This is a genomic window from Halobacillus sp. ABH2_015 (genome assembly GCF_056158945.1).
On the sequence record NZ_JBSWUG010000002.1, the window covers coordinates 2513272 to 2531361 of the forward strand.

Consider the following 18090-nt stretch of genomic DNA (forward strand, 5'->3'; position numbering starts at 1 on the left):
CCTTTCGTTCATTGGAAAAGGGGCATTCCCTTCTTTGGAATGCCCCTTCGTTTATGATGTCCACGTATTAAGGGAAACGAGGGAACTGATCGAAATCAGGTTTTCTCTTTTCCTTAAAGGCGTCGCGGCCTTCTTTTGCTTCATCGGTTGTGTAGTAAAGAAGTGTTGCGTCTCCACCCATTTGCTGCAGACCGGCAAGACCATCTGTATCTGCGTTGAAGGAAGCCTTCAAAAAACGCAGAGCTGTCGGGGATTTATCCAGCATTTCTCGGCACCATTGAACCGTTTCTGCTTCAAGCTCCTCCAAAGGAACGACCGTGTTGACAAGTCCCATGTCTTCCGCTTCTTTTGCACTGTATTGACGGCACAGGTACCAGATTTCACGGGCTTTCTTATGGCCGACGATACGCGCAAGAAGACCAGCGCCGTAACCGGCGTCAAAGCTGCCGACTTTCGGTCCAGTCTGGCCGAAGATCGCATTATCAGCAGCAATCGTCAGGTCACAGACAATATGTAGGACGTGACCTCCACCAATAGCATAACCGGAAACCATAGCTACGACCGGTTTAGGAATAACACGGATCAAACGTTGAAGATCCAGGACGTTCAAGCGTGGGATCTGGTCGTTGCCGACATATCCACCGTGCCCACGTACTTTCTGGTCACCTCCGGCACAAAATGCATCATCACCGGCTCCGGCAAGAACAATCACACCAATTCTGGAATCGTCACGGGCATAGGCAAATGCGTCGATCAGTTCGGAAACCGTCTGTGGACGGAACGCGTTGCGGACCTCCGGACGATTTATCGTAATTTTAGCAATCCCTTCGAAACGCTCGTACATAATATCTTCGTACTCGCGATCTTGAATCCAATCAAAAGACATATCATTTCCTCCTTCATTATGTTTCATCTATATACCCTCATGAAAAACGCTTTCATTGACTATTTTAACATGAAGCTATCTACAATTTTAGCAAAAATTCGCGGTTTCTCAAGGTGTACGGCATGTCCGGCCCCTTCCACCTCTTTCCAATGGACTTCAGGCAGAAGTTCAGACATCTGTTTATTGATGTTTTGGAACTTCTCATCCTCTGCCCCTGTAATAAGACAGACAGGAACGGTTAAAGTGGTTAACTGTTCCCACCACGACGGTTGATGGCCCGTCCCCATTCCCGAAAGTGATTCCGCAAGACCCCGGCCCTGCTGGCTGAGGCGCTCACTCCGGATCTGCTGCTTCCTCTCTTCCGGAAGGCGGTCCTGCGTACGGAAGAGAGGCATCTGCTCCCAGTAATCAACGAAAGCATTCAGACCTTCCCGCAGAAGCATATCAGCCAGCGCTTTATCCTTTGCCTGTCTCGCCAGCTGTTCTTCCGTTGAAGCAAGACCCGGAGAAGCACTTTCCAGCAGGATACTTTTCACTTTATGTGGGTAAAGCATAGCGAAGGAAAGCGCAGCCCTGCCGCCCAGTGAATATCCAAGCAGATGAACCTGTTCGATCTCCAAACGATCAAGTAGTTCATGAAGATCCCTGCAGAAGCGCTCCATGGAAATCGCCCCCATCGGACCTGTGCTCCCATGGCCGGGCAGGTCGACTTTAACAATATCATAAGATCCTGTTACATACGACAATACTTCGTCAAAGGTCCCGGACGTACCGGTAAATCCGTGAAGAAGGAGGAGAGGCTCTCCTCTTCCTGTCCGCTCCACTCCGTATTCGCGGCCGTTTATATTACTGTTCATCGTTTTCCCTCCACCGTATCACTGCATCATGCACATCATTCCAACGTGTATTATGAAAGTCGACATGATCATCACGGCTGACCATTGCTTCAATCACCGTCAGCTGTTGGGACGAGGCGCTTTCGGACACCGACTGCCGGTACTCCTCCCACGTCTGCACGCGTAAGTGGCGGCCTCCATACATTTCAACCGCCGGCTTCAAGTCGAGTCCAAGCGGCGTCCCAAATAGTTCCTCAAAATGCTTCGGATCCTTAGACTGAGGCAGGTAAGAAAAAATGCCTCCCCCATCATTATTGATGACGACAATGGTCAAAGGAAGCCCCTGACTTTTCGCCATCCAAAGACCGTTCATATCATGGAAGAAGGAAATATCCCCAAGAAGCAGTGTTGTTTTCTGTCCGGCCGCCGCCGTACCGAGCGCTGTACTAATGACACCGTCAATCCCGTTGGCTCCCCGGTTGGCCATCATGGTCACCCGCTTCGGCGTCGACATGAAGAAACTGTCAACATCCCGGATCGGCATACTGTTTCCAATAAAAAAGGTGGACTGATCCGGAAGAGCCTCAGCGAGGTAAGCCACCGCATGCCCTTCGTTCAACGCTTTACCCGGGTCTTTCATCATTTCAGTTTTGGAAATCGTGTTCATCTGCTGCCACTCTGCAAGCCACGGTGTCTGAACATTCCCCTCCGGAAGTTCAGCAGCTAACCGGCGGCAGAGTTCCACGGATTCTGCCCAGATATACTGGACAGCAAGCCCTGCCGGCTCCCGGTATCCGGGTTCATCATCGACAACAAAATGTTCGACGGCCTCCTTATGGTGCTGAACCCACTTCAAGTACGTTTTGGATACAGGCATGGCTCCAAAACGGAGAATGTAGTCCGGCTTCATGTTCTCTTTTACCCAGGAGGATTTCAGCAGGGCCCCGTAACTTTCAATAACATGCCGTTTATCGTGATCCCCGGCCCTGAGCTGGGATAAAGGATCAGCAAAAACCGGAATGCCGAGGCGGGCAGCCAGGTCCGTGACAGCTTCCGCGAGCTCCTCATCAATTTGAGGACCTACGACGATCAGTCCTTTATCCAAACGTCCAAGCTGCTCCAACAGATGACTGAGCGCCTGTGAATCGAGCTGTTTTTTCCCTGCTGAAGGAACCGGAACGGGAGGCGTGTCCCCGCGCCAGGCCCCTTCCAGGGAAAAGTCAGGGATGAGCGGCTCCCTGAAAGGAAGGTTTAAGTGAACCGGACCCTGCTGTCCAGTGACGGCCTCCCCTACAGCTCTTGCCGCCTGTCTTCGTGCATACATGAAGTTATTTTCCTCGGGAAGCGCTAAATCCACATGGAATTTTGCGTAACTGCCATACATCTGGAGCTGATTGATGGCCTGAGGAGCACCGGTTTCACGCAGCTCGTGCGGCCTGTCCGCTGTCAGAACTACGAGTGGAACACGGCTGTAGTACGCTTCCACGACAGCGGGATAATAGTTGGCGGCGGCTGTCCCGGACGTACAGACAAGAGCCACCGGCTCATTGGTCTGCCTGGCTATCCCCAAGGCAAAAAAAGCAGCTGAGCGTTCATCAAGGTGAACCCAGTGTTTCACCTCTGAATGCTCAGCAAATGTCAGGGCCAGCGGCGTAGACCGGGACCCCGGAGAAATAACAACCTGTCTCACTCCTGAAAATGCAAGCTGGTCGACAAAATGTGTCACATACTTCGTTAAAGCTTCCACATGTCCCATTACAAGCCTCCTAAAACTGTCAGCATCGGCTTAAGTTTAACAGCCGTTTCCTCATATTCCGCCTGTGGGTCGGAATCTTCCACCACACCACATCCCGCAAATAAGGACGCCTTATCCTGTTGAATAAGCGCGGAGCGGATGGCAACCGCGAACTCGCCGTTATTCTTTGCATCAAACCAGCCTACAGGACCGGCATACCACCCTCTGTTCAAACGCTCATACTGACGGATATAGGAAACGGCTTCCTTCTGCGGCATCCCGCCTAAGGCTGGTGTCGGGTGAAGTTTTTCAACAACATCCAGAAGCGTATACCCTTCATCCAGTACGGCCGTTACAGGCGTATACAAGTGCTGAAGATTTTTCAACGGGTACAGCACAGGAGCTTCCGGAATCGAGACTGCGCTGGAACAGGCTTCCACCGCCTCTTTAATCATATCTACGACAAATTGATGTTCCTGGCGGTTTTTTGAATCGTTCAACAGCTCCAGCCCGAGTGCCTCGTCCTCTTCAGACGTAGCTCCCCGCGGTATTGTTCCTGCCAGACAGGTAGATACAAGCGTGCGGCTTTCAAGCTTGGCAAGCCGCTCAGGAGTAGCGCCGACAAAGTAATCCCCCTGGCTCTCAAAGGCGAAAATATAGCTGTTCGGCTGTGAATCAGCGAGCTCCTTAATCACAGAAGCGGCCTGAACAGCATCCTGAAACTTCAGACGCAGTTCCCTGGCCAGGACAACTTTGCTGATTTTTCCCTGTCTGATATCTTCTGTTGCTTTCTTCACCGTTTCTTTCCATTGGGCAGGCGCTATTTCCTCCCTGCCAGTCACTACGGGAAATAATGGTTCAAAAGTTTCGGATTGAAGCAGCATTCCGCGCTGCTCCAAAAGCTGATGGACCATCTGCTTCAAATGGTCTTCGGGGAAAATGAGAACATTCATTGTTAAGTAAGAAGCCCCGTCCACTTTCGTGAGCAGAAAAGCCGGAATTGTCATCTGACTGTCGGGGAAGCTTTCCCACAGACGTTCCTCCGCTTCTCCCGGATCAAAGCTGAATCCCCCCAAGGCGGTTAATCCTGTACCCTTTTTCTGATAATCGTCATAGACAACAGCATTGTCCATAAGCTTCTGCCACAATCTCTGCACTTCCTGAAAACGATCAGCACGTTCGGCGTAAAGCTGGCTGGCCCGTCCGATGCCGACCATCGTCAAGTCATTATCCGCACTCTGCCAGAACGTCCGGTGAAGATCAACCGCCTCACCGGTATGAAAAAACTGAAAAGCATCCATATCATCTATATGTTCAACGATACTTATACATTGAGGTTCCCCAAGAAGATGCGCTCTCTGAAGGGCTTCCCCTGCTATTTCTTCTATATGAGGGGCCTTCGTATGAAGCATATTCATTCCTCCCATTCCTTAAGGGACGTTGAGTAATCCATATTTACTACACAGTTAAATGGAACTGCATGCACCACTCTCTATTTTATTCTCTTTTTTCTATTGACTCAAGAAATCTTACCTTCCAGGAGCATTTTCACCGAATGATTGACACCCCGGGACTCTTTCCCTAAACTTAAATTGTTATCATAAAAATTGTAGAATGACAAGGGAGAGAACATCCATGAGTTCCATACAAAACCAAAATATAAAAGCTTCCTTGAATGAACGTGAAGGTTTTCAGGTGTGGTGGAGACTGCTGCGCCCCCACACCTTGACGGCTGCTTTTGTCCCCGTTTTCGTCGGGACGATGCTGGCCGCCATCGAACAGTCCTTTAATTTCTGGTTGTTCGCAGCCATGCTGCTGGCTTCCATTCTCATTCAAGCGGCTACGAACATGTTTAACGAATACTACGATTATGTCAGGGGGCTGGATAATGAGAACTCCGTCGGCATTGGAGGGACCATTGTCCGTGACGGGATCCGTCCGCAGATGGTATTGCTGCTGGCTCTCAGCTTTTTCGCTGCTGCCGGACTGCTCGGTGTCTATATATGTGCCTCCTCCAGCTGGTGGGTGGCTGCTGTCGGACTGGTATCCATGTTGTTCGGTTATCTTTACACCGGCGGACCGTTTCCCATCGCCTATACACCGCTCGGTGAACTGACAGCAGGCTTCTTTATGGGCACCATCATAATAGCGATCAGCTACTATATCCAAACGATGACGCTAACCGCAGATGTGCTGATCGTTTCTGTTCCCGTCGCCATCTTCGTCGGCTGCATCCTGTTAGCGAACAATATCCGCGACAGGGAAAACGACGCTGAAAACGGCAGGAAAACGTTAGCGATCCTTTTCGGCCATAAAGGATCCATCCGCTTTTTGACAGCTCTCTTCGCCATCGCTTATCTTTGGACGGCTGTCCTTATGATGATCGGCCTCCTGCCATGGTGGTCGCTGGTGACTCTCATTAGTTTAGGAAAAGCCAGAAAGGCCATTCAGGGATTTATAGGAAAAAAAGAACCCCTGGAAATGATGCCGGCTATGAAAGCAACAGCGCAGACGAATACCCTGTATGGATTCCTACTCGGATTGTCGCTGCTTATACAACTGTACTTCCCTCTTTGATATAAAAGGGAAACGGCGTAAACACATTACACCATTGTCTGAAAGAAGGATGGAGAACCATCCTTCTTTTCTATAGGTTTGACCATTGGTTCAATGGGAATATTACATAAAGGATGGGATGACTATGAATGAGATGATGATGAAGAATACATTGATGGAAGCCCTGGGGATGGAAGTCATGAAAGCAGAACCGGATGAAGTGGAAATGCGCATGCCAGTGGATGCCCGTACTCATCAGCCGATGGGGTTCCTCCACGGGGGTGCGAACGTTGCCCTGGCTGAAAGCGCCGCAAGTATCGGCGGATTTTTAAACATCGATACCAACGAGCAGCAGGTCTTCGGTATTGAAATCAACGCCAACCATATAAAGAGCGCAAGAGAAGGCTGGGTGACAGCAACAGCCGTCCCTTCCCATATCGGTAAAACGACAATGGTGTGGGAAATCCGTATCGTCCATGAATCCGGCACGCTGCTCTGTATTTCCAGATGCACCCTCGGGGTTGTTCCTTTAAAAAAGTAAGCCATCCTTATAAAAAGGAAGGAGACATGAAGCATGTTATCAGACAAGCAGATTCAACAATTCAAACAACAGATCATAGAAATGAAAGAAGAAGCTGAACAGGAAATGGAAAAGTACAAAGAGGATGATGCCAAGGAGCTTTATCCGAATGACCGGACAGGGGAAATTTCCAGCGTCGCGGACCACCCGGGAAACCTTGGTACAGATCAGCACGAACGGGAAAAACGCCAGACGTTTTATGAACAGGCAAGGGAGAAGCACATGGCAGCGGAAGATGCCCTGAAACGAATCGAGGAAGGCCGTTACGGCGTCAGTGAGAAATCAGGGGACCCAATCCCTGTCGAAAGACTTGAAGCTCTTCCAACCGCCCGCTACACCGTTGAAGAAGAACGGGAAATAGAAAAGGATGCCTGATAAAAAGGATGCCGTCATCAAAACGGCATCCTTTTTTGTCAATCCATCTCCCGAAGCTGTTCGGAAGGTTCTTCATCTAAATCCGGCTCTTCTTCGTCCATATTGAACGGCGTATCCCGTTCCCCGTTCTGACGCATATCCCTTTCATAATCACGTCTCATTTCATCAATGTCCTGATGCTCCCGGTTGTTGCGGAAACGCTGTTCCTCCGGCATTTCATTCCTATCTGTACGTTCATAACGGGCAGGCTCATAATTGATATCCTCCGGCCCATCCTCGTTCCCGTTCATTCCGCAGCCACTTAATGTAACCATCACCAGCAAAGCAGCTCCCATGATTTTTTTCATTCATAAACACCTCTTTCAAAATAGTAAGAGCATGTTTACTTTCTCCTTTTACGATGCTTTTACACATAGGAGAACGCACTGGTTTTCCAGCTCATAGATAAAGCCCCTGACACCCCAGCCAGCATCTTGAAAAAAACCTTATGTTTTTCTATAAGTGAAGGATATTCTTTCCTCTATATCATTTTCCTTTTCGATATAAAAAGAGCCGGCGAGTTCATAACTTGCCGGCTCTCCCTTTACGCTGCGGATGAGGACCGCGGACTTTTCTGTTCGATCCAAGGTTTCATCCGTACAAAGAGCAGGGTGAACAGTGCACTCACAATGATTCCTTTAAGAGCATTGAATGGCAGAATCCCTGCTACTACTGTTATCCATTTCACTTGTGCACTCATCGTTTCCCATCCCATGAACCAGCTGTAAGCCGGAAGGATGACAAAGTAGTTCAGTACACCCATGCCGAACGCCATAATCAGAGAACTCGTCACAAGTCCTGATACAAGCGATTTAACACTCTTGAATTTATGATAGATCATCGTAACCGGAAGGATAAACAAGAGGCCTGCGGCAAAGTTTGCGACCACTCCCACCGGATCTCCTGCACCGGTATATATAAAATAAAGACCATTTTTTAACGCTTCAACAAGGATGCCTGCTGCGGGTGTAAACATGATGCCTGCAAGCAGGGCAGGAACATCACTGAAATCCACTTTCAAGTACTGCGGAAGCAGCGGCAGCGGAAAGTTCAGCAGCATCAGAACCATGGAAATGGTCCCAAACAAAGCAATCGTAATCAATGTAAATAATTTTCTTGATGACTGAGCCGGATAACGGTTCATCATCGATCTCCCCCTTCATCTTTACACATTGATTCACATCCCAGATGAAGGTGAGCGGCTGAGCCTGACCAATAAAAAAACCCCTGAAGCATTGGGCTTAGGGATGGTCTTGGTCCACGGCTAAATAGAGGCAGCATATCTAGCATGCGCTGCCTGTTCCGCTCGACATCTTCTCCCATCCAGACTGTAACTGTCGGTCCCGGACTCTCACCAGGTCAGCCATGCAGAAGAACTGCACGGGTCACGGACTTAAAGGTCACTATGCCTTCTTACCGTCGGTCGGGAATTTCACCCTGCCCCGAAGATGGAATCAATATAATTTTGTATCTTTATTTTATACAAAACCTGTACTCTGTGCAAGCAGGAAGTTCTGACGGCCGTTTCCCTCCTCTGTTTTGATCAAAAAGCAGATCTGTTAAATCTATCATTGGCCTACACCGGCTATCCGGGGATGAATACGATACCAATGTACCACACAATATTATGGATAAAGGTGGAAAAACATGGCGAATTGCAGGAAAGTTTCCGTTCCAGGGAAACTGCCGATAAAGTTTCCTAAGAAAAAAGAGAAAGGCGAGACAAAACATGACTGTCCATCCGGATGTAAGTGTCATTTTAAAAAGCCTGAACGTAAGCCCGCCAAACTAAACAGTGACTGCTTTGTAGAAAATGCTCTGGTTGGGACAAAACAGGTACAAAAAGTAGCTGAATCCACCCTGCCACTCGGTTTATTCGCAGCTACTGGAATTACAATTGGCAGCCTGGTGTCTGTAGAAGTCGTCCCTAATCTGGAGAATATCACTATGAGCGCCCGGATCATTAAAAACAAAGTCGTCAACATTGGCTTAATTCCGGCTGTAGTGACTGTCAGTTTCCTTGATAACGATGGTGCCTTGGGAACTGGTGTATTGAATACTTCCATCCCATTCCAAGCCCACACGGATTTCCCCGGGGCATGTCCGGAAGATACCCTGACAGAAACACCACTCGAAGTCGAAGGGATTTTTACGCAGGAGGGAGTTCCCGTTGTCGATCTGGCTGGATTAGGGCTGGTAGATGGGATCATTGTGAAAATCATTCTTCAAACCACCATTACTGTTACAAGACCTGTCATTCGTGACGCGCACGGCAACGTTTGTGATTTGAACCCCAACCGCTGCAAGCAGGACACAGAAACTTCATCCTTCACTTTCTCCGGATCCGAAGACGACTAAATTTTTCATTTGGAAGGAAAGAGAGCTTATCGATAAGCTCTCTTTTATCATTCCATTACCTATCATTCCTTAAAACAAATGCCCTTCTGTGCGGAGTCCATGACCGTTAAACCGGTTTGCTGCAGACAGCCGCGTCCGTGATCAGGAAGTTCTTTCAGCAGCATCTAAACGAATCTTACAGCCTATTCCAGTAAATCTATCACACCGGCCTACACCGTCCATCTCTTCAGGAATAGTATACCTATGTACAACACAAATTTATTGATAAAGGTGGAAGAAATATGGCGCACTGCAGGAAAATTTCCGTGCCCGGGAAACTGCCGATGAAGTTTCCTAAGAAAAAAGAGAAAGGCGAGAAAAAACAGTATTGTCCGTCCGGATGTAAGTGCAGCTTCAAAAAACCTGAAATGAAGCCGGCTAAACTAAACAGCGACTGCTTTGTAGAAAATGCTCTGGTTGGTACAAAAGAAGTGCAGAAGGTTGCTGAAACAACGCTTCCTCTATCCCTTTTTGGTGCAATTACTATTGCCGGAATCTTATCAATTGAAGTCGTTCCTGACTTGAATAACATCACAATGAATGCAAGAATCATCAAAAATAAAGTCGTTAACATCGGACTGATCCCCGCTACAATCAACATCCGTACAAACATTCTAGGGTTGGAATTAGTTACCCTTTCGACAACCATTCCGTTCCAGGAACACACAGATTTCCCTGGTGCATGCCCGCAGGACACCCTGCAGGAATCACCGCTTGAAGTTGAAGGAATCTTCACTCAGGAAGGAGTTCCTGTAGTAGATTTAGCTGGATTGAGTCTTGTCGATGGAATCCTTGTGAAAATCATCCTTAAAACAACCATTACCGTCACCCGCCCGGTTATCCGGGATGCCCACGGCAATGTTTGCGACTTAAACAAGGACCGGTGCCAAAACAGCATGACACCTCCATCCTTCACCTTCCCAGCTCCAGATGATACAGGGATCCTATAATTAATAAGGGGGCCTATCAGGTGATAGGCCCCCTTATTTTTCTGACATGCTATATCATTTCCTTCAAGGACTGCGCTTCTTTGTTAACGGCTTCTCCTGCTTCGACAACCTGCTGGTAGCCACGGGATGCACCATCAAGGTTATTCAGTGCTTTCATCAGTTCCTTCTGAATCATCTCGGTTCCTTGATTGATACGAGAAATCTCCTGCGTAATCTGGTCCACATTTTCCCGGACTTCTCCAATGGAATGCTCCACTTTGTTGGAGAGCTTCCGGACTTCCTTCGCAACCACATCAAATCCTCGACCGTGCTCCCCGGCCCTTGCGGCTTCTATAGCAGCATTCAATGACAAAAGATTCGTCTGGGAGGCAATATCCTTAATGGTCTTCACGACCCCCTGGATGTTCTGCGCCTGTATTTTCAAACCTTCCAGTGTTTTCGTGTTCTCTTTGGAAGTCTCATTGATGAGAGCAATCTGACTGTTCAAAGCCTCATGCTCCTCCATCCCTTCCTCAGCCCTGGTGTTCAAGTCCAAGGATACACTCTGAAGCTTTTCCACCGTCCCATTTAATTCATTCTGCCTCGCTGTGATGTCAGAAGCCACCTTCATTATCCCTGTTATGCTCCCATTCTTATATACAGGCATATAAGTAGCTTCCAGCCACACTTCATGACCTGATGCATCTTTGCGCTTGATCTTATCCTGAAAGCTTTTCCCATTCCACAACGCACACCAGAATTGTTCATAGGCGTTGCTTTCCGTGAAATCACTGAAGCAGAACTCCTTATGGTGCCTGCCTATCAAATCACGGCTCTTCCGATAGTTCATCGTCTGTGCAAAAATATCGTTCGCATAGGATACCCTGCGGTCCTTCCCAAAAAATATGAGGGCCAGATGATCTTCCACCGCTTTAAACAATTCGACATGGGTCGTTTCTTTTTCTACGACATCCCAATCCAAATTCCTCCGCCTCCAGAAATTGCAAAGTTTTTAAATCCAATCGTCTTGATTTCAGTATAACAGAGGCGGTTCCTGAACAGTCTTGAAAATGAACCGGGATCATGCAAAAAAATGCATAAAAAAATCCCGCTCCTAATGAGCAGGACCATCCACTTTATCCGTCGCGTCCAACAGCAGCCTCAGTGTTGCAGACACCGTTGAGACGTCTACGAGGCCGTCTTCACTGTCTTTTACTTTTCCTAACTGAAGCATAATGTAGTCATCATACCCCTGAACGTGAATTTGGCCGGCATTGATTCTTCCTTTCAACATTACAATCTGCTGATGCAGTGCTTCACGGTCCATGCCGATCACTCCTTAACACTATAGAAGATTATATCGGCTAGTGTCTCCAAATATGCATAAAAATAAACAACATACTATAGGACATTAAGGGAGTGGCTCGTATAAAACACTTTACAGACAGATGGTTGGTGATATCGGACTTTGTGAGAGCCATTGTTTTTCATGTAAGATCCATTCAGCTGTTAAACATGGAGCTCAACAGCTGGATGGATCTATGAGCACTGGACACGATGGTTTGGACAAAAAGAGGATTGTCAAACAGGTGCCAATTTCTCTCTTCCCTATTACTTCAGGTGAATGCACGATGAGTGCCCGGTGGCAGCGCCTGCAGGAACCGCTGAGTCCGTGCCCGCAGTAAGCATCCACCGATAAGCGGTTCACAAAATCCCTGACTTATTGAAGGAAAAACAGGTTTCAATCTCTTTATTCATCCAGTGGATTTAAGCTTTCTTTTCCCGTCATGCCGGCAATCATTTCGACAAGAAGGGTGATTTCCTCTTCCATATCTTGAATGCTCGCTGTTTCTACAGGGGAATGCATATACCGAAGCGGGAGCGAGACAAGACTGACCGGCACCCCTTTCCCTGTCAACCGCATCTTGTCAGCATCCGTACCTGTCGCTCTGGGAGTCAGTTCATATTGAACATCCATATCGAGAGAGGCAGCTGTCTTTTCCAGCAGTTGATTAATCTTGCGGTTAATCGGAGCTCCTTTAGCAAGTACCGGACCCTTTTCAAGACGGACGTCCCCGTGTTTCCGCTTGTCTACACCCGGATAATCAGTAGCGAACGTCACGTCACAGGCAATGGCCATCGTAGGTTCTACGCCGGCTGCGGCAAAATAAGCGCCGCCCATATTCGTTTCTTCATTTACCGTGCTCGCTGCATATACACCGACATTCAATGTTTTCTCAGATAAGCGGCGCAGCACTTCTCCGACAACGAACTGGCCGGTCCGGTTATCAAGACCACGGCCGGCTATGTAACGGTCCATCAGGACTTCCGGTTCCCTTTTATAAACGGCCAGATCGCCAATCTGTACGAACTTTTCGGCTTCCTCCTTGGACTTGGCTCCGCAGTCGATAAACAGTTCTTCAAGTCCGAAGTCTCCCTTCAGTCCACCATGGTGCTGGGCATTGACTCCAATGACGCCTGTTAACGTCCCGCCATGACCTTGAATACTCACTTTCATCCCAACGGCTGCTTTAGGGTTAATGCCGCCCATCTTATCGACATACACATACCCGTCCTCATCGATCCGATTGACGACAAGAGCAATTTCATCACAGTGACCGGCCAGCATGATTTTGAAATCCGCTTCCGGGTTGAGCACAGCAATCGCATTGCCGGCATGATCGGTTTGAATCTCATCTGCATAAGGACGCATTTCTGCGATCCAGCGTTTTTGTATTTCCATCTCCATACTCGACGGAGACGGGGTATTTAACAATTCCAATAGAAAGTCCAGACGTTCTTTTTCCACAGGTAAACACCCTCCTTCGTAATTATCTTAACAAAAAACCAGACGGACTTCATACGGATGCATACTTCTGTTCTTTTTAGGGAAAAGGAATGGGTAGGCAATAGAAAGGAGAATTTCTTATGGACTTGAACCAGCAGTTTTACGAAGGCATGCATCCTCAGGAATATGTGGATCAGATGCAGTCCCACCAAAATGATTTTTTGTACATATATGAACACTTCTCTACACAAGTGGAGGATGTACCCTTTTTTGAAAACGTACAGAACAAACAGTGGAGAGCTTTGATACTGACCGAAGACTGGTGCGGCGATGCAATGCTGAACCTGCCTATTTTCCTCAGGATTGCAGAAGCCGGTCAGATCGATACGCGCTTCTTCCTCCGGGATGATAACCCGGAGCTGATGGACCGCTATTTAACAAATGGCACATCCCGATCCATTCCAAAAATTATTCTGATCGATCCAGAAGGGAAAGAATCAGCCGTCTGGGGTCCTCGGGCACCGGAGCTGGAACAGTACGTAGCCGATTCTCTGACAAGCCTCCCCGATAAAGAAGCACCGGATTATGAAGAAAAGCGCAGGGAAGTCCTGCTTTTCGTTACAAAAGCCTTCCGCGATAACCAGGAGCTGTGGCAGTACGTCTATGAAGATATGAAACAGACCATCAAATCCCGATAAAGCAAAACCTGCTTTCTCCTTGAAGCATGTTCTTTTTACGTTTGTTTTGCCCGGATTAAAGCCATACTGTAGGTAAAAAAGGGGGCCGGGTTATGCAGCACCTCATCCGCCTTTACTTTCAACTGCCTTTATTTGTCCGCCTGTTAAGTACGGTTTTCTTCACGATGACGTTATTCGGCATCATTATCCATATCATAGAACCTGAGAACTTCCCCACCTTTTTTGACGGATTATGGTGGGCATTCGTAACAGGTGCCACTGTTGGGTACGGGGACTATGTGCCTTTAAGTCCTGCCGGGAAAGCTGTGGCTATTCTATTAATCCTCTCAGGAGGAGGGCTCGTCACCTTTTATATGGCCACATTGTCCGCTTCTACGGTGAAGCATGAAACGAGTTTGTCCGAAGGTCGTGTTGCGTATAAGGGAGCCGATCACATTGTCCTGATCGGCTGGAACGAGCGGACCCGCCATTTGATTGATATGCTGCAGGACCAGAACCTTCACGAACGGATCGTTATGATTGACCAGACTATGAACCAGTTTTATCAGCGCCTGCCGAGCGTCCACTTTATCAGCGGCAGTGCGACAAATGAAGACACGCTGGAGCATGCCAATATTAAAGAAGCCCGGATGGCCATCATTACGGCCGACCCATCCATGGAAGAACAGCAGTCGGACCAGGCCGTGATCCATCAGATCGTCGCCTTGAAAGGGCATCACCCGGAATTGTTCATCATTGCGGAAGTACTGACGGACCGCCAGAAAATTAACGCGCAGCGGGCCGGCGCCAGTACGATCATCCGCTCCAATGACTTTATGAGCAGCCTGTTTTACCAGGAGCTTTACCGCAATGATCCAGTCAAACCATTTGAGCTCCTCCTTTCCCTGTTGACCGAGCGTCAATTTCACGAAGAGAAAGTTCCCGAAACACTCGCAGGCCATCCGATATTAACGGCATACGAGTTTTTCTTGAAAAAAGGATGCCAGATTATCGGCATCCGAAAAAATGGAGAGCTGTCGTTTCACCTTGACGAAAGCATCGAATTGGAAAAGGGAGATGAGCTCATATTGTTCTCACCTCTGAGAAAGTAGCACCTCTTCCGCGGCCTGAAGAAGTTCTTGACCTGATTGGATGTGTTCTTCTGGAAAAGAGGCATCTTTATCCACGGGCTCCTGGAACTGGTCAAAAATGGCCCGTATGTTTCCTTCTTTTACATTGTCGTCAAGGCCGGGATTGTATTTATGAGAAAGCAGAAACGGTTCCGTCATTTCGATCATGGCGTAATCGGAAGGGGCATCAAGGGATCCGGACGTCACTACAAAAGGCAGGCGGATAAATTGATAGCCGACGCGGTCGTCAATTTTATAATCAAAATAGCCGTGTTCATAATCCCAGTTGTCCGCCAGTTTAAATCCGATTGTTTTCAAAGCTGCTTCTGCATCCTGAAAAGAAAAGACCTGTCCCGTCAATGAAGAGGTTAAAGGTATCATTGTCATTCCTCCTTTACGTTTTACTATGCCCAATAAAAAAAGCGCGGCTCATCCAATTCATGGATGAACCGCGCTTTTTTTGCTTTACAGGCGTTTTTCGAGTTTTTCTTTTTCTTCTTCAAATCCCGGCTTGCCAAGAAGGGCGAACATATTCTTCTTATATGCTTCCACTCCAGGCTGGTCAAACGGATTGACACCGAGAAGATAGCCGCTGATGGCACAGGCTTTCTCGAAGAAGTAAACGAGATAACCAAACGTGTAGGCATCACGCTTCGGAAGGTGGACAATCAAGTTCGGAACGTCCCCATCTGTATGCGCCAGCATTGTACCAAGGTAGGCTTTTTCATTGACCTTGTCCACGGTGCTTCCAGCCAGGTAGTTCAACCCGTCAAGGTTCTGATCATCTTCTTCAATGGTCATGTCAGAGCTTGGCGTCTCCACGTGAAGAACCGTCTCAAACAAGTCTCTGCGTCCTTCCTGAACATATTGTCCAAGAGAGTGAAGATCTGTAGAGAAGTTGGCAGAAGCCGGGAAGATCCCCTTCTGGTCTTTTCCTTCACTTTCACCAAACAGCTGCTTCCACCATTCAGAGAAGTACTGAAGGGATGGCTCATAGTTGATCAGCATTTCAATCGTTTTGCCTTTGTTGTAAAGGACGTTACGCACCGCCGCATATTGATAGGCCGGGTTCTCGGAAAGCTTTTCGGCACTCAGCTCCTGGCGGGCCTTCTGCGCCCCTTCCATCATGGCATCAATATCAATGCCGCTCGCTGCGATTGGAAGCAGTCCAACAGCAGTAAGGACAGAATAACGACCGCCCACATCATCAGGGACGACAAAGGATTCGTATCCCTGCTCATCAGCAAGCGTCTTCAATGCCCCTTTGTTGGCATCTGTCGTAGCATAAATGCGTTTCTGAGCTTCTTCCTGCCCATATTTGTCCTCCAGGAACTTACGGAAGATACGGAACGCAATCGCCGGCTCTGTCGTCGTTCCGCTTTTAGAAATGACGTTAATGGAAACATCTTTATTTTTAAGAACGTCAAACAGCTCATTCATGTATGGAGCACTGATGCTGTTTCCTACGAAGAAGACCTGAGGGGTGTCACGGTCTTCCTTCGCCAACGTGTTGTAGAAGCTGTGGTTGAGCATTTCAAGAGCTGCTCTCGCCCCTAAGTATGAACCGCCGATACCGATGACAAGAAGCACGTCTGAATCGGATTTAATCTTTTCTGCGGATTTTTTAATGCGGGCGAACTCTTCCTTGTCATAGTCCTCGGGAAGATCGACCCACCCTAGAAAATCGTTACCTGCGCCAGTTTTTTCATGGAGTGCCTGGTGTGCTGTCGATACAGCTCCCTGCATATATTCCAATTCATGTTCGCCAAAGAATGGCAGCGCTTTTTCATAATCAAAACGAATATGTGTCATATGATAGCCTCCAGATTGTCAATTTAATACCTGACCAATTTCACTTTATCGAAACCTCCATAGCAAATCAAGCAAAGCTCCATTTGTAAACGGATACATAAGGAAAATGTTTTGGAAAAGAAAAAGGCACGGATCTCCGCGCCTTCTTTCTTTACCCATTATTTAGACATTTCAAGGATCTCTTGAACATCTTTTTCGTGAAGCTTGTTAAAGTTACCAAATGGTCCGCGTTTCATCGCACGGTCAACGATTACGTCAAACTTATCATCGCCGATGTCATAGTCAGCAAGCGTTTGGGGGGCACCAAGAGATGTCCAGAACTTACGAAGTTCCTGAATACCTTCTTCAGCCACTTCACGCTCTGATTTCCCTTCTGTTTCTACACCAAAGACTTTTTCACCAAGACGGGCAAAACGGGAAACATTAACCTCAAGGTTATGCTTCATCCAGTTCGGGAACAGAATCGCCAGTCCACCGGCATGCGGAATGTCATAAACCGCTGATACCGCGTGCTCGATGTTATGGCTTGCCCAGTCTCCGCGGTAACCCATCTGCATCATCCCGTTCAGTGCAAGCGTACCTGCATAAAGGATCGTTTCACGATGCTCCAGGGATTCAAGGTTTTGAAGCAGCTTCGGACCTGTTTCAATGACAGAGCGAAGGACACCTTCAATCATCTCATCCTGCACAGGAGACGGTGTCGGATTGTGGAAATACTGTTCGAACAAGTGTGTCATCATATCGACAATGCCATATACCGTCTGATCTTCAGGAACCGTTGCTGTGTAGGCCGGATCAAGAATAGAGAAGGCCGGGTTGGTCAATGGAGCCGCACCCCATCCGTATTTCTCATTCGTTTCCCAGTTGGTAATAACAGCGCCCGCATTCATTTCAGAGCCTGTCGCTGCAAGCGTCAGCACTGTACCGAATGGAAGAGCATCTTCAGGTGTCGCCTGGCGGGTGACGAGATCCCAAGGGGCACCTTCATATTTAGCACCTGCAGCGATGGTTTTCGTAGCATCAATCACACTACCGCCACCGACAGCAAGAAGAAAATCAACATTTTCCTGTTTGGAAATCTCTACCCCTTTTTCGACCGTTGTCAGTTTAGGGTTGGGTTCAACTCCGGAAAGCTCAAGAACTTCAACCTCAGCTTTTTTCAGCTGGTCCATGACCTGGTCATAAACGCCGTTTTTCTTGATACTGCCCCCACCATAAACAACAAGGACTTTTTTCGTCCCTTCCGGCAGCTGGCCGGGCAGTTGTTCAATTTGATCTTTACCAAAGATCAGTTTGGTTGGGTTATGAAATGTAAATGTATCCATGGATTGGAAGCTCCTTTCTGTTCTT

19 protein-coding genes and 1 riboswitch are annotated in these 18090 nt (G+C 48.0%); of the genes, 7 read left to right on the forward strand and 12 right to left on the reverse strand.

The window, feature by feature from the left end; translation table 11 throughout:
• Nucleotides 1-67 precede the first annotated feature (67 nt).
• Genes menB through ACXAD6_RS13310 form a run of 4 tightly spaced genes read right to left on the reverse strand, consistent with a single transcriptional unit; the run spans nt 68 to nt 4869 of the window.
• The gene (gene menB, locus ACXAD6_RS13295; protein ID WP_206933628.1) at nt 68-886 is read right to left on the reverse strand and encodes a 1,4-dihydroxy-2-naphthoyl-CoA synthase; all 819 of its coding nucleotides are present in this window, start codon (nt 884-886) and stop codon (nt 68-70) included.
• A gap of 59 nt (nt 887-945) precedes the next feature.
• Nucleotides 946-1743, reverse strand: a complete 798-nt coding sequence (gene menH, locus ACXAD6_RS13300; protein WP_474969263.1) for a 2-succinyl-6-hydroxy-2,4-cyclohexadiene-1-carboxylate synthase — start codon at nt 1741-1743, stop codon at nt 946-948.
• Entirely contained in the window at nt 1733-3478 is a 1746-nt protein-coding gene (menD, locus tag ACXAD6_RS13305) for a 2-succinyl-5-enolpyruvyl-6-hydroxy-3-cyclohexene-1-carboxylic-acid synthase (RefSeq protein WP_474969264.1), read from the reverse strand. The genes menH and menD overlap by 11 nt, the downstream gene beginning before the upstream one ends.
• Nucleotides 3478-4869, reverse strand: coding sequence for an isochorismate synthase (locus ACXAD6_RS13310; RefSeq protein WP_474969265.1), 1392 nt, complete (start codon nt 4867-4869; stop codon nt 3478-3480). Before ACXAD6_RS13310 ends, menD begins: the two co-directional genes overlap by 1 nt.
• A 223-nt stretch (nt 4870-5092) precedes the next feature.
• On the opposite strand from ACXAD6_RS13310, the gene ACXAD6_RS13315 reads away from it, so the two are divergent.
• The 3 genes from ACXAD6_RS13315 to ACXAD6_RS13325 all read left to right on the forward strand — a co-directional run bounded on the left by ACXAD6_RS13315 (nt 5093) and on the right by ACXAD6_RS13325 (nt 6968).
• Entirely contained in the window at nt 5093-6034 is a 942-nt protein-coding gene (locus ACXAD6_RS13315) for a 1,4-dihydroxy-2-naphthoate polyprenyltransferase (protein ID WP_474969266.1), read from the forward strand.
• Between the two features lie 133 nt (nt 6035-6167).
• Nucleotides 6168-6554 (forward strand): hotdog fold thioesterase, encoded by a 387-nt coding sequence (locus ACXAD6_RS13320; RefSeq protein WP_474970430.1) that lies wholly within the window; start codon nt 6168-6170, stop codon nt 6552-6554.
• Between the two features lie 33 nt (nt 6555-6587).
• Nucleotides 6588-6968, forward strand: coding sequence for a TraR/DksA C4-type zinc finger protein (locus tag ACXAD6_RS13325; RefSeq protein WP_474969267.1), 381 nt, complete (start codon nt 6588-6590; stop codon nt 6966-6968).
• Nucleotides 6969-7006: 38 nt separating this feature from the next.
• Here the strand turns inward: ACXAD6_RS13325 and ACXAD6_RS13330 are convergent, their stop codons facing one another.
• Together ACXAD6_RS13330 and ACXAD6_RS13335 are read right to left on the reverse strand one after the other, a co-directional pair.
• Nucleotides 7007-7315 (reverse strand): hypothetical protein, encoded by a 309-nt coding sequence (locus ACXAD6_RS13330; protein ID WP_474969268.1) that lies wholly within the window; start codon nt 7313-7315, stop codon nt 7007-7009.
• Between the two features lie 236 nt (nt 7316-7551).
• Nucleotides 7552-8154 (reverse strand): ECF transporter S component, encoded by a 603-nt coding sequence (locus ACXAD6_RS13335; RefSeq protein ID WP_027956467.1) that lies wholly within the window; start codon nt 8152-8154, stop codon nt 7552-7554.
• Between the two features lie 160 nt (nt 8155-8314).
• Nucleotides 8315-8461, reverse strand: a riboswitch (FMN riboswitch).
• A gap of 193 nt (nt 8462-8654) precedes the next feature.
• On the opposite strand from ACXAD6_RS13335, the gene ACXAD6_RS13340 reads away from it, so the two are divergent.
• Both ACXAD6_RS13340 and ACXAD6_RS13345 read left to right on the forward strand, forming a co-directional pair.
• The gene (locus ACXAD6_RS13340; protein WP_474969269.1) at nt 8655-9365 is read left to right on the forward strand and encodes a hypothetical protein; all 711 of its coding nucleotides are present in this window, start codon (nt 8655-8657) and stop codon (nt 9363-9365) included.
• 281 nt (nt 9366-9646) lie between these two features.
• Nucleotides 9647-10354 carry a hypothetical protein gene (locus ACXAD6_RS13345; protein WP_474969270.1) on the forward strand — a complete coding sequence of 236 codons (708 nt, stop codon included), beginning with the start codon at nt 9647-9649 and terminating at the stop codon, nt 10352-10354.
• Nucleotides 10355-10403: 49 nt separating this feature from the next.
• Here ACXAD6_RS13345 and ACXAD6_RS13350 read toward each other — a convergent pair whose 3' ends face one another.
• The 3 genes from ACXAD6_RS13350 to ACXAD6_RS13360 all read right to left on the reverse strand — a co-directional run bounded on the left by ACXAD6_RS13350 (nt 10404) and on the right by ACXAD6_RS13360 (nt 13142).
• Entirely contained in the window at nt 10404-11315 is a 912-nt protein-coding gene (locus tag ACXAD6_RS13350) for a methyl-accepting chemotaxis protein (RefSeq protein ID WP_474969271.1), read from the reverse strand.
• 132 nt (nt 11316-11447) lie between these two features.
• The gene (locus ACXAD6_RS13355) at nt 11448-11660 is read right to left on the reverse strand and encodes a hypothetical protein (protein ID WP_474969272.1); all 213 of its coding nucleotides are present in this window, start codon (nt 11658-11660) and stop codon (nt 11448-11450) included.
• 423 nt (nt 11661-12083) lie between these two features.
• On the reverse strand, nt 12084-13142 hold the full coding sequence (locus tag ACXAD6_RS13360; protein ID WP_474969273.1) for a M20/M25/M40 family metallo-hydrolase: 1059 nt from the start codon (nt 13140-13142) through the stop codon (nt 12084-12086).
• A 119-nt stretch (nt 13143-13261) separates the two neighbouring features.
• On the opposite strand from ACXAD6_RS13360, the gene ACXAD6_RS13365 reads away from it, so the two are divergent.
• Together ACXAD6_RS13365 and ACXAD6_RS13370 are read left to right on the forward strand one after the other, a co-directional pair.
• The gene (locus ACXAD6_RS13365) at nt 13262-13819 is read left to right on the forward strand and encodes a thioredoxin family protein (RefSeq protein ID WP_474969274.1); all 558 of its coding nucleotides are present in this window, start codon (nt 13262-13264) and stop codon (nt 13817-13819) included.
• 92 nt (nt 13820-13911) lie between these two features.
• Nucleotides 13912-14910 carry a potassium channel family protein gene (locus ACXAD6_RS13370; RefSeq protein WP_474969275.1) on the forward strand — a complete coding sequence of 333 codons (999 nt, stop codon included), beginning with the start codon at nt 13912-13914 and terminating at the stop codon, nt 14908-14910.
• Here the strand turns inward: ACXAD6_RS13370 and ACXAD6_RS13375 are convergent.
• From ACXAD6_RS13375 to ACXAD6_RS13385, 3 genes are all read right to left on the reverse strand, one after another.
• Nucleotides 14893-15309, reverse strand: a complete 417-nt coding sequence (locus ACXAD6_RS13375; RefSeq protein WP_474969276.1) for a YugN-like family protein — start codon at nt 15307-15309, stop codon at nt 14893-14895. The genes ACXAD6_RS13370 and ACXAD6_RS13375 overlap by 18 nt on opposite strands.
• A gap of 84 nt (nt 15310-15393) precedes the next feature.
• Nucleotides 15394-16740 carry a glucose-6-phosphate isomerase gene (locus ACXAD6_RS13380; RefSeq protein ID WP_474969277.1) on the reverse strand — a complete coding sequence of 449 codons (1347 nt, stop codon included), beginning with the start codon at nt 16738-16740 and terminating at the stop codon, nt 15394-15396.
• Between the two features lie 158 nt (nt 16741-16898).
• A complete protein-coding gene (locus ACXAD6_RS13385) occupies nt 16899-18065 on the reverse strand; it encodes an iron-containing alcohol dehydrogenase (RefSeq protein ID WP_474969278.1) in 1167 nt (388 codons plus the stop codon).
• Between the last annotated feature and the right edge of the window lie 25 nt (nt 18066-18090).

Excerpts from the sequence above, each read along its gene's own strand:
- menB (WP_206933628.1), bottom strand. The coding sequence starts at position 886 with ATGTCTTTTGATTGGATTCAAGATCGCGAGTACGAAGATATTATGTAC.
- menH (WP_474969263.1), bottom strand. The coding sequence starts at position 1,743 with ATGAACAGTAATATAAACGGCCGCGAATACGGAGTGGAGCGGACAGGA.
- menD (WP_474969264.1), bottom strand. The coding sequence starts at position 3,478 with ATGGGACATGTGGAAGCTTTAACGAAGTATGTGACACATTTTGTCGAC.
- ACXAD6_RS13310 (WP_474969265.1), bottom strand. The coding sequence starts at position 4,869 with ATGCTTCATACGAAGGCCCCTCATATAGAAGAAATAGCAGGGGAAGCC.
- ACXAD6_RS13315 (WP_474969266.1), top strand. The coding sequence starts at position 5,093 with ATGAGTTCCATACAAAACCAAAATATAAAAGCTTCCTTGAATGAACGT.
- ACXAD6_RS13320 (WP_474970430.1), top strand. The coding sequence starts at position 6,168 with ATGATGATGAAGAATACATTGATGGAAGCCCTGGGGATGGAAGTCATG.
- ACXAD6_RS13325 (WP_474969267.1), top strand. The coding sequence starts at position 6,588 with ATGTTATCAGACAAGCAGATTCAACAATTCAAACAACAGATCATAGAA.
- ACXAD6_RS13330 (WP_474969268.1), bottom strand. The coding sequence starts at position 7,315 with ATGAAAAAAATCATGGGAGCTGCTTTGCTGGTGATGGTTACATTAAGT.
- ACXAD6_RS13335 (WP_027956467.1), bottom strand. The coding sequence starts at position 8,154 with ATGATGAACCGTTATCCGGCTCAGTCATCAAGAAAATTATTTACATTG.
- ACXAD6_RS13340 (WP_474969269.1), top strand. The coding sequence starts at position 8,655 with ATGGCGAATTGCAGGAAAGTTTCCGTTCCAGGGAAACTGCCGATAAAG.
- ACXAD6_RS13345 (WP_474969270.1), top strand. The coding sequence starts at position 9,647 with ATGGCGCACTGCAGGAAAATTTCCGTGCCCGGGAAACTGCCGATGAAG.
- ACXAD6_RS13355 (WP_474969272.1), bottom strand. The coding sequence starts at position 11,660 with ATGGACCGTGAAGCACTGCATCAGCAGATTGTAATGTTGAAAGGAAGA.
- ACXAD6_RS13365 (WP_474969274.1), top strand. The coding sequence starts at position 13,262 with ATGGACTTGAACCAGCAGTTTTACGAAGGCATGCATCCTCAGGAATAT.
- ACXAD6_RS13370 (WP_474969275.1), top strand. The coding sequence starts at position 13,912 with ATGCAGCACCTCATCCGCCTTTACTTTCAACTGCCTTTATTTGTCCGC.
- ACXAD6_RS13375 (WP_474969276.1), bottom strand. The coding sequence starts at position 15,309 with ATGATACCTTTAACCTCTTCATTGACGGGACAGGTCTTTTCTTTTCAG.
- ACXAD6_RS13380 (WP_474969277.1), bottom strand. The coding sequence starts at position 16,740 with ATGACACATATTCGTTTTGATTATGAAAAAGCGCTGCCATTCTTTGGC.
- ACXAD6_RS13385 (WP_474969278.1), bottom strand. The coding sequence starts at position 18,065 with ATGGATACATTTACATTTCATAACCCAACCAAACTGATCTTTGGTAAA.